The organism is Sphingomonas segetis (assembly GCF_009720245.1).
Lineage (GTDB): Bacteria > Pseudomonadota > Alphaproteobacteria > Sphingomonadales > Sphingomonadaceae > Sphingomicrobium > Sphingomicrobium segetis.
This window is the reverse complement of record NZ_WJSQ01000119.1, coordinates 1-8,517: the sequence shown is the minus strand read 5'-3', so window position 1 is coordinate 8,517 and position 8,517 is coordinate 1. Positions and strand designations below refer to the sequence as shown.

Below are 8,517 nucleotides of genomic sequence, written 5' to 3'. Positions count from 1 at the left end.
GCCGCGGCCGGCGCGCCAACGGCGCACGCCAGCCCGGCGGCGCACGCGCACAGCGCTCCGACAAACGAAATTCGTGAATATCCCCGCATCGACCCTCCCGGTGCAGCAGAGAATCTTACCGGGAGCTTTCTGCCTAGAGCGGTTACGGCCAACCGTGCGAAGCGGGCGGTGAGGTGCAGAAGAAATCGCCGATTTAGCCGCAAAATAACGAAAAAAGGGCAACCGCGCCGCGACTGCCCTCCTGCATCGCTGTCTAGCCGGTTACTGGTTGTTCTGCCGGTTGAGGAAGCGCGGGATGTCGATCGGCTCGCGGCGGTAGCCGGTGTCGTCCTCGTCGATCTGCGCCTTGGGCGCTCCGCGGGCGATGTTCGACATGCGCTCGAACAAAGTGCCGCCGGCGGCGGCGTTGGGCTGCGCGGTGTCGTCGTCGTCGGCCGGCGGCGCGATCGGAGTCGGGCCGACCGGGCTGGTGAGGATGTCGTCGGTGCCGAGGAGAAGCTCGTCGTCGCCGTCCGCCTCGGGCGTAAGGTCGACCTCGAGCGTGTCCTCCACGGTCGGAGCACCCGGCTCCGGCGCGGCCACGGGCGCGGAAGCGGCCTGGCGCGTGGGGAAGCTGAACACCTTGGCCGGTGCCGGCTGCGCGCCGACCTCGGCTTCGATCCCGGTGGCGACCACCGACACGCGGATTCGGCCGCCGAGGTCGTTGTTGAACGCCGAGCCCCAGATGATGTTGGCGTCGGGGTCGACCAGCTCCTTGATGTGGCTGGCGGCCTCGTCGACCTCCATCAGGCGCATGTCCTCGCCGCCGGTGATCGAGATGATGACGCCCTTGGCGCCCTTCATCGACACGCCGTCGAGCAGCGGGTTGGAGATCGCCTTTTCTGCGGCCTCGATGGCGCGGTTGTCGCCATCGGCCTCGCCGGTTCCCATCATCGCCTTGCCCATCTCGCTCATCACCGAGCGGACGTCGGCGAAATCGAGGTTGATGAGGCCGGGCATGACCATCAGGTCGGTGATGCCGCGGACGCCCTGCTGGAGCACTTCGTCGGCCATTTCGAAGGCCTGCTTGAACGTCGTCTCCGAATTGGCGAGCCGGAACAGATTCTGGTTGGGGATGACGATCAACGTGTCGACGTGCTGCTGGAGCTCCTGCAGCCCGGATTCGGCCGAGCGGGCGCGGCGCGCGCCTTCGAACGCGAACGGCTTGGTGCACACGCCGACGGTGAGGATACCCTTGTCGCGCGCGGCCTTGGCGATGACCGGAGCGGCGCCGGTGCCGGTGCCGCCGCCCATGCCGGCGGCGATGAAGCACATGTGCGCGCCTTCGAGAGCGGCCATGATCTCGTCGAGCGACTCTTCGGCGGCGGCGCGTCCGATCTCGGGCCGCGAGCCGGCGCCGAGCCCCTGGGTGATCTTGAGCCCGAGCTGGATCCGGCGGTCGGACTCGGAATTGTTGAGCGCCTGCGCGTCGGTGTTGGCGACGACGAAATCGACGCCCTGGACGTCGGCGCGCATCATGTTGGCGATGGCGTTGCCGCCCGCGCCGCCGACGCCGATCACGCTGATCCGCGGACGAAGCTCGTCGACCTCAGGCCGGATAAAATCGATGCTCATGATTTAAATTCCCCCCAATGCGACAACGCGTTGAGCCTCCACGATGAATCCATGAATCATTGCGACTCGCATGCCAAGCGGAAAAGTTAACGGAGGCGAAAAAAGTGTGGGCGAGTGTCGCATGAAAGACTCACCTCAACGCGCAAGCCCGCCGCGCCATTCCGCACGAAAATTCACCACCGCAGCAAATCTGGCTGTTCGCAGGTCCGGAAGGGTCAGCGAATCCGACACTCGGAAGAGCGAAAACTGGGGTTGTCGGATGTGTCGGATTCCACCGTTCGGTGATCTTCGATACGCCATTTCACGCCAACGAAGCGCGAGTCGGTTACCCGCCCCGCGTGCGGACGGGAGCATGTGGGCTCTATCGGTTCGCGGATCGGTTCGCTCATCGGCCGCCATGGACCACAAACGGCGCCGTGTAGGACAGCGTTTTCTCATGTCCGCTTCCGGCCCATTCTCAGAGGAACGTCACCGCGTTGTTGCTCACGTCCGCGATCCACCCATAGCGGGCATAACGAGCATCACCGTAGCAACCACGAAAAGGCGCGGCACAGGAAGGCCTCGCCGCCCGTCCTCACGACCTCGCCGTGCGCCACGAGGACATGCTCGGGATGCTCGTCGATCAACGCGCGGATTTTCGGGCGCGCGCTCGCGCGGCGGCGGAAGCTGAGGCGGTAGTCGATCGGCGGCCACCCCCACCCTTCCACCATTTTCGAGAGCCTCGCGATGGGCCGGATCCACCACGGCCAGTGGCGCATCAGGAAATCCTCGCTGAAGGTCTGCGACAGATCGGCGATGATCGCCGTGCGCGAGGCGCGGTGGAAGAAAATCAGCTCGTCCACGAACGGGGAATTGGTGAAGTAGAATTGATCGATCTGGCCCGCCCAGTCATCCGGCGGGTCGGCGGCCAGCGCGCCGGAGAAATGGAGACCGGGGCATTTGCCGATCGTCGAGGCCGTGGCCCACAATTTCGCGTCCGGGAAGGCGGCCTGCCATTCGGCCAGGAACAGATAGTGCAGCTTGTTGGGGCTGACGATGTGCCGGACCGGGCCGAGCGCGCGCACCCCTTCCTCCAGCGCGGGCGTCCTTTCGACCGGCGACCACAGCCACAGCCCGCCGTCGGCAAGGCGCACAACGGCCATCCGCGTCGGATAATCGAAGCCGTTGAACGACACGATCCCGCCGTCCGCAAACCACAAATCGCTGCCCAGGGGTTGGAGCATGGCGCGGGAGTCTAGGGCGTCGCTCGGCGGCGTTCCACCCATTGCGGCCGAGCACTCTGGCGGCGGCGGCGATGAATTGGCACAGTGCCGCGCATGCCAGTCTCCACCGTTGCCATGCTCACCGCCGGCGGGCTCGCGCCGTGCCTTTCCTCCGCCGTCGGCGGGCTGATCGAACGCTACAGCGCGGTCGCGCCCGGGGTGCGGATCATCGCCTACCGCAACGGCTACGCGGGGCTGCTTACCGGAGATTCGGTCGAGGTGACCGAAGAGGTGCGGGCCAACGCGCACAAGCTGCACGCGTTCGGGGGCAGCCCGATCGGCAACAGCCGGGTGAAGCTCACCAATGTCGCGGATTGCGTGAAGCGGGGGCTCGTCGCGCCCGGGCAGGACCCGCTTCAGGTCGCGGCAGAGCAGCTCAGCCGCGACGGCGTCGACGTGCTGCACACGATCGGCGGCGACGACACCAACGGCACAGCGGCCGACCTTGCCGCTTATCTTCGAAGCAACGGCTATCAGCTCACCGTGGTCGGTCTGCCCAAGACCATCGACAACGACATCGTCCCGATCAGGCAGTCGCTCGGCGCCTGGACCGCCGCCGAGCAGGGCGCGCTCTACGCCCGCAACATCATCGCCGAGCATTCGTCGAACCCGCGGATGCTCATCGTCCACGAGGTGATGGGCCGCAATTGCGGGTGGCTGACCGCCGCCACCGCGCTCGCGCATCACGAGTGGGTCAAAGGCGCCGAATTCGCAGAGTGGCTGGAGAACAGCGCCGTGCGCTGGGACGTCCACGGAGTGTTCGTTCCCGAGCGGCCGTTCGATATCGCCGACGAGGCGAAGCGGCTGCGGGCGATCATGGAGGTCGAGGACGGGGTCAACCTGTTCATTTCCGAAGGCGCGGGTGTGAGCGAAGTGGTCGCTGCGATGGAGGCGGCGGGCGAGGAGGTGCCGCGCGACCCGTTTGGCCACGTCCAGCTCGACAAGATCAACCCGGGCCAGTGGTTCGCGAAGCAGTTCGCCGCCGAGCTCGGCGCCGACAAGGTGCTGGTTCAGAAGAGCGGCTATTTCTCGCGCTCGTCCGCCGCCAACGCCGCCGACCTCGCGCTGATCCGCGAGTGCACGAATTACGCGGTGGACGCGGCGCTGCGCGGCGAGTCCGGCGTGGTGGGGCAGGACGAGGGGCGCGGCGGCACGCTTCGCGCGATCGAGTTCGAGCGGATAGCCGGCGGCAAGGCGTTCGACGCATCGGTGCCGTGGTTCACCGGGCTGCTGCGCGAGATCGGCCAGGCGTGACCGCCGCCTGACGTCCGTCGAGAAGGTGCGGCCGTTTGCCCGGATTCCATTGCGCGCCGCGCCGTTGTCGGCGAGGCTGATCCTTGACTCGGTGACTTAGATTAGTAATACACATAGAACAGTCCGGTCCTCAACTCCGGCGCTCTGCAACGCGCACGCCTCGAAGGAAGTCTGGCCATGAACTTCCGCAACATCTCGTCCTGGTGCATCAAGAATCCCGTCGGGCCGATCGTTCTGTTCGTCGGGCTGATGCTCGCGGGGCTGATCTCCTTCTCGCGGATGCAGGTGAACAACGCGCCGGACATCGATTTCCCGGCGGCGGTGGTCGACGTCAGCCAGCCGGGCGCGGCACCGAACGAGCTCGAGACCCAGGTCACGCAGCGCGTCGAATCCGCGATCCGCGGGGTCAACGGCGTCGAGGAGATGAGCAGCTCGATCGGCGAGGGCTACAGCTCGACCTTCGTCCAGTTCCAGCTCGGAACGCCCACCGATCGCGCCGTCAACGACGTGCGCAACGCGATCGCGCAGATTCGGGGCACGCTCCCCGAAGGCATCCTCGAGCCGCAGATCACCCGCGTCGACGCGGAGGACGAGCCGATCTCCTACATCGGCGCCCAGACCACCGACATGACGCTCGAGGAGCTCAGCTGGTACATCGACAACACAGTGGCCAAGAGGCTGCTCGGGCTGGAAGGGATCGCCGCGGTCGAGCGCGTCGGCGGAGTCAGCCGCAACATCCGCGTGATCCTCAACCCCGCGGCGCTCCAGTCGCAGGGTATCACCGCGGCGCAGGTAAACCAGCAACTCCGCCAGAGCAACATGAACGGCGCCGGCGGCCGCGCCGAGATCGCCGGATCGGAGCAGTCGGTGCGCGTTCTCGGCAATGCGCGCGACGCCTACCAGCTGTCGCAGACCCAGATCGCTCTCCCCGGCGGGCGCTTCGTCAAGCTCGCCGACATCGCCGAGGTCAAGGACAGCAACAGCGAGCAGCGCTCGCTCGCCAAGATGAACGGGCGGCAGGTCGTCACTTTCTACATCCAGCGCGCCAAGGGCTCTTCGGAAGTGACCGCCTACGACAATGCGTGGAAGGAGCTGAAGGCGCTCGAGAAGGAGAACCCCAAGGTCCGCTTCTCCGAGGTGTTCAACACGGTCGACTATACCAAGGCGCAGTACAAGTCGGCGATGGAGGGGCTGGTCGAGGGCGCGATCCTTGCGGTGCTCGTCGTCCTTCTGTTCCTGCGCGACATCCGAGCGACCGCGATTTCGGCGCTCGCCATCCCGCTCTCGGCGATCCCGGCTTTCTACTTCATGACCCTGATGGGCATCACCATGAACTTCATGTCGACCATGGCGATGGGGCTGGTCGCGGGCGTGCTGGTCGACGATGCGATCGTCGAGATCGAGAACATCGTCCGGCACATGCGCATGGGCAAGTCGGGCTACCAGGCCGCGCTCGACGCCGCGGACGAAATCGGGCTCGCGGTGATGGCGACCACGATGTCGATCGTCGCGGTCTTCTTCCCGGTCGCGCTGATGCCCGGAATCGCGGGGCAGTATTTCAAGGCGTTCGGGTTCACCGTGGTCCTGTCGGTGCTGATGAGCCTGCTCGTGGCGCGCATGATCACGCCGCTGATCGCGGCTTATTTCCTGCGCTCGCACGGCGCCCAGCCGCACGCCGCGTGGCGGTGGATGGACATCTATTTGAAGGTGCTCAACTGGAGTCTCGATACGACCAAGGCCGTCGCGCGGCGAGCGCTCGTGGCGCGCGTCGACCTGCGCATGGCGTACCTCGCGGTTCCGCTCGGGATTGCCGCGGTGCTGGCGGCGCTGAACGTCGTCATGATGGTGCAGAAGGCGGCGCCGGACGCGCGGCCCGGCGCGGTGATGCTGTTCTTCGCGTTCGTCGGCACGCTGATCGGTGCCGCGATCGCCGCGTTCGTGATCACCATCCTTGCCGGTCTGGCCGTGGGCTGGGCGCGCGGGTTCGAAAACAGCGCGTTCGCCGCCTGGTCGCGCTCGATCCTCAGGCTCGGCTGGGCGAGCGTGTTCGACCACCGACTGGCAATGGTTGGCGCGGGCGTGGCGACGCTGGTGCTCACCGGCGTGCTGTTCGCGATGCTTCCGCAATCCTTCTTTCCGCCGCAGAACGACGATTATTCCCGAGTCAACATCACGCTTCCGCCGGGCAGCACGCTCAAGCAGACCGAGGCGGCGACCGACGCGGTCGCGGCGCTCGTATCGAAGGACAAGAACGTCGAGCGCGTGTTCGAGCGGGTGAACATCGCCAGCGGGCGGGTCAACATCGTCCTCAGGAAGGACCGCGAGGTCACAAGCACCGAGTTCGAGCGGGCGTTGTCCCCAGCCCTCTCCGCCTTCCCCGATGCGCGCGTCAGCTTCCAGAGCCAGAACGGCGGCGGCCCGGACGGGGATTCGCGCGACATCATGCTGTTCCTCGGCGGCGACGACCCGGCGAAGCTGACCGAGGTCGCGACGAAAATCGCGAAAGAGATGGAGAGCGTCCCCGGCCTGCGCGCGCCGCGCGTAGGGAGCCAGCTCGCGCAGCCCGAGATCACGATCAAGCCGCGCTTCGACCTGGCCGCCGACCTCGGCGTCACGACCGCGGCGCTGAGCCAGACGATCCGCATCGCGACCCTCGGCGACATCGAGCAGAACAGCGCCAAATTCTCGCTGTCCGACCGCCAGGTGCCGATCCAGGTGTCGCTGTCCGAAAATGCGCGCCGCGACATCCAGACGCTCGAGAATTTGCCGGTGCCGACGGCGTCGGGCAGCTCGGTGCCGTTGCGCGCGGTGGCCGACATCGGGTTCGGCTCGGGCCCGACGACGATCAGCCGCTCGAACCAGCTGCGCCGGCTGTCCATCGGCGCCGACCTCGCGCCCGGCGTGGTCGAGGGCGACGTGTGGGCCAAGGTCAACGCGCTTCCGAGCGTCGTCAACCTGCCGCAGGGCGTTCAGAAAATGAACCTCGGCAATCAGAAGTGGCAGGCCGAGCTGTTGTTCAATTTCGCGATCGCCCTGATGTCCGGCGTGCTGCTCGTCTTCGCGGTGCTGGTCCTGCTCTACCGCCGCTTCCTGGCGCCGTTCGTGAACATGGGCTCGCTCCTGCTGGCTCCGCTCGGCGCCGCGGTGGCGCTGCACATCGCGGGTCAGCCGGTATCGCTGTTCGTGCTGATCGGAATCCTCATGCTGTTCGGAATCGTGGCGAAAAACTCCATTCTGCTGGTCGATTTCGCAGTCGAGATGATGAACCACGGGATGGAAAAGAACGCCGCGATCTGGGAAGCCGGGCACAAGCGCGCTCAGCCGATCGTGATGACGACCGTGGCGATGGTCGCGGGCATGCTTCCGACCGCCATCTCGATTTCGGGCGACAACAGCTGGCGAGCGCCGATGGGCATCACCGTGATCGGCGGCCTGATCTTCTCGACCGTGCTGACTTTGCTGCTGGTGCCGTCCTATTTCTCGATCGCCATCTCGCTCGAGTCGCGGCTGGCGCGCTGGCTCAAGCGGGCCTTCGGCACCGAGGATGCATATTCCGCACATCCGGTCGCTGCCGAATAACGCGGCCGCGCGTCAGTCGAGCGCCACCTGTTCGATACGCGGGACGCCCCACAGCCACCACAAGGCCCCGAATGCTGCGACCGCGGCGGTGACCCAGCAGGCAGCGGTGAAGCCCGCGTCCTCGACGATGAAGCCGGTGATGATCGACCCGAAGATGCCCGAGAGATTGCCGATCGCGTTCTGGACCCCGACCCAGGTGCCGGCGGCGCGCGGGCCCGCGAACATCTGCGCGATGGCATAGGTGTTGAGCGACAGCGCGCCGGTGGCGACGCCGGCGAAGCACAGGATGACGGACAGCTCGGCGGGCGTGTCGGCGTAAGCGAGCGCGAGCACGGACACGGCGGCGACCAGCTGGCCGCCGAACATCATCGCGCGCCGAACCGCGGCTTCGGAGCGTCCGCGCCGGGTCCACCAGTCGGAGACATAGCCGAACGTCAGCGCCGCCACCGCCTGCGCGGCATAGCCGAGCGTCGCGATGGCGGTCATCTCGCCGATCGGCAGACCGCGCGACCGGGTGAGGAACAGCGGCAACCAGCCGAGGAGAAAATAGAAGACGTAGTTGCTGGCGATGTGGGCGATCGACATCGACCACAACGGCCATTTGGCGAGCAGCACGCGAACCGGGACCCGCGGCTCGCGAGCGGCATTCGCCTGGGCCTGCCTTGGAACGGCGAAATGCCACGGCGCCAGCCACAGCAGGGTGACGATCCCGAACGCGACGAAGATCGGGCGCCAGCCCCAGGAGGCGAGGATCAGGCCGCCCGCGAGCGTGCCGGCTGCCGGGCCGAGCGCGATGCCGAGCGCGAGC

Annotated in this window: 5 protein-coding genes; 2 read left to right on the top strand and 3 right to left on the bottom strand. The window is 66.7% G+C overall.

What is annotated here, in order from left to right; translation table 11 throughout:
• Nucleotides 1-261 precede the first annotated feature (261 nt).
• Both ftsZ and GH737_RS10995 read right to left on the bottom strand, forming a co-directional pair.
• Nucleotides 262-1,614 (bottom strand): cell division protein FtsZ, encoded by a 1,353-nt coding sequence (gene ftsZ / locus GH737_RS11000; RefSeq protein ID WP_155264866.1) that lies wholly within the window; start codon nt 1,612-1,614, stop codon nt 262-264.
• Between the two features lie 521 nt (nt 1,615-2,135).
• Nucleotides 2,136-2,837 (bottom strand): DUF4336 domain-containing protein, encoded by a 702-nt coding sequence (locus tag GH737_RS10995; protein WP_155264865.1) that lies wholly within the window; start codon nt 2,835-2,837, stop codon nt 2,136-2,138.
• A gap of 93 nt (nt 2,838-2,930) precedes the next feature.
• On the opposite strand from GH737_RS10995, the gene GH737_RS10990 reads away from it, so the two are divergent.
• Nucleotides 2,931-4,130 carry a pyrophosphate--fructose-6-phosphate 1-phosphotransferase gene (locus GH737_RS10990; RefSeq protein ID WP_155264864.1) on the top strand — a complete coding sequence of 400 codons (1,200 nt, stop codon included), beginning with the start codon at nt 2,931-2,933 and terminating at the stop codon, nt 4,128-4,130.
• A gap of 177 nt (nt 4,131-4,307) precedes the next feature.
• Nucleotides 4,308-7,709 carry an efflux RND transporter permease subunit gene (locus GH737_RS10985; protein WP_155264863.1) on the top strand — a complete coding sequence of 1,134 codons (3,402 nt, stop codon included), beginning with the start codon at nt 4,308-4,310 and terminating at the stop codon, nt 7,707-7,709.
• A gap of 12 nt (nt 7,710-7,721) precedes the next feature.
• Here GH737_RS10985 and GH737_RS10980 read toward each other — a convergent pair.
• A partial coding sequence (locus GH737_RS10980) for an MFS transporter (protein WP_155264862.1) occupies nt 7,722-8,517 on the bottom strand: 796 nt, incomplete at its 5' end.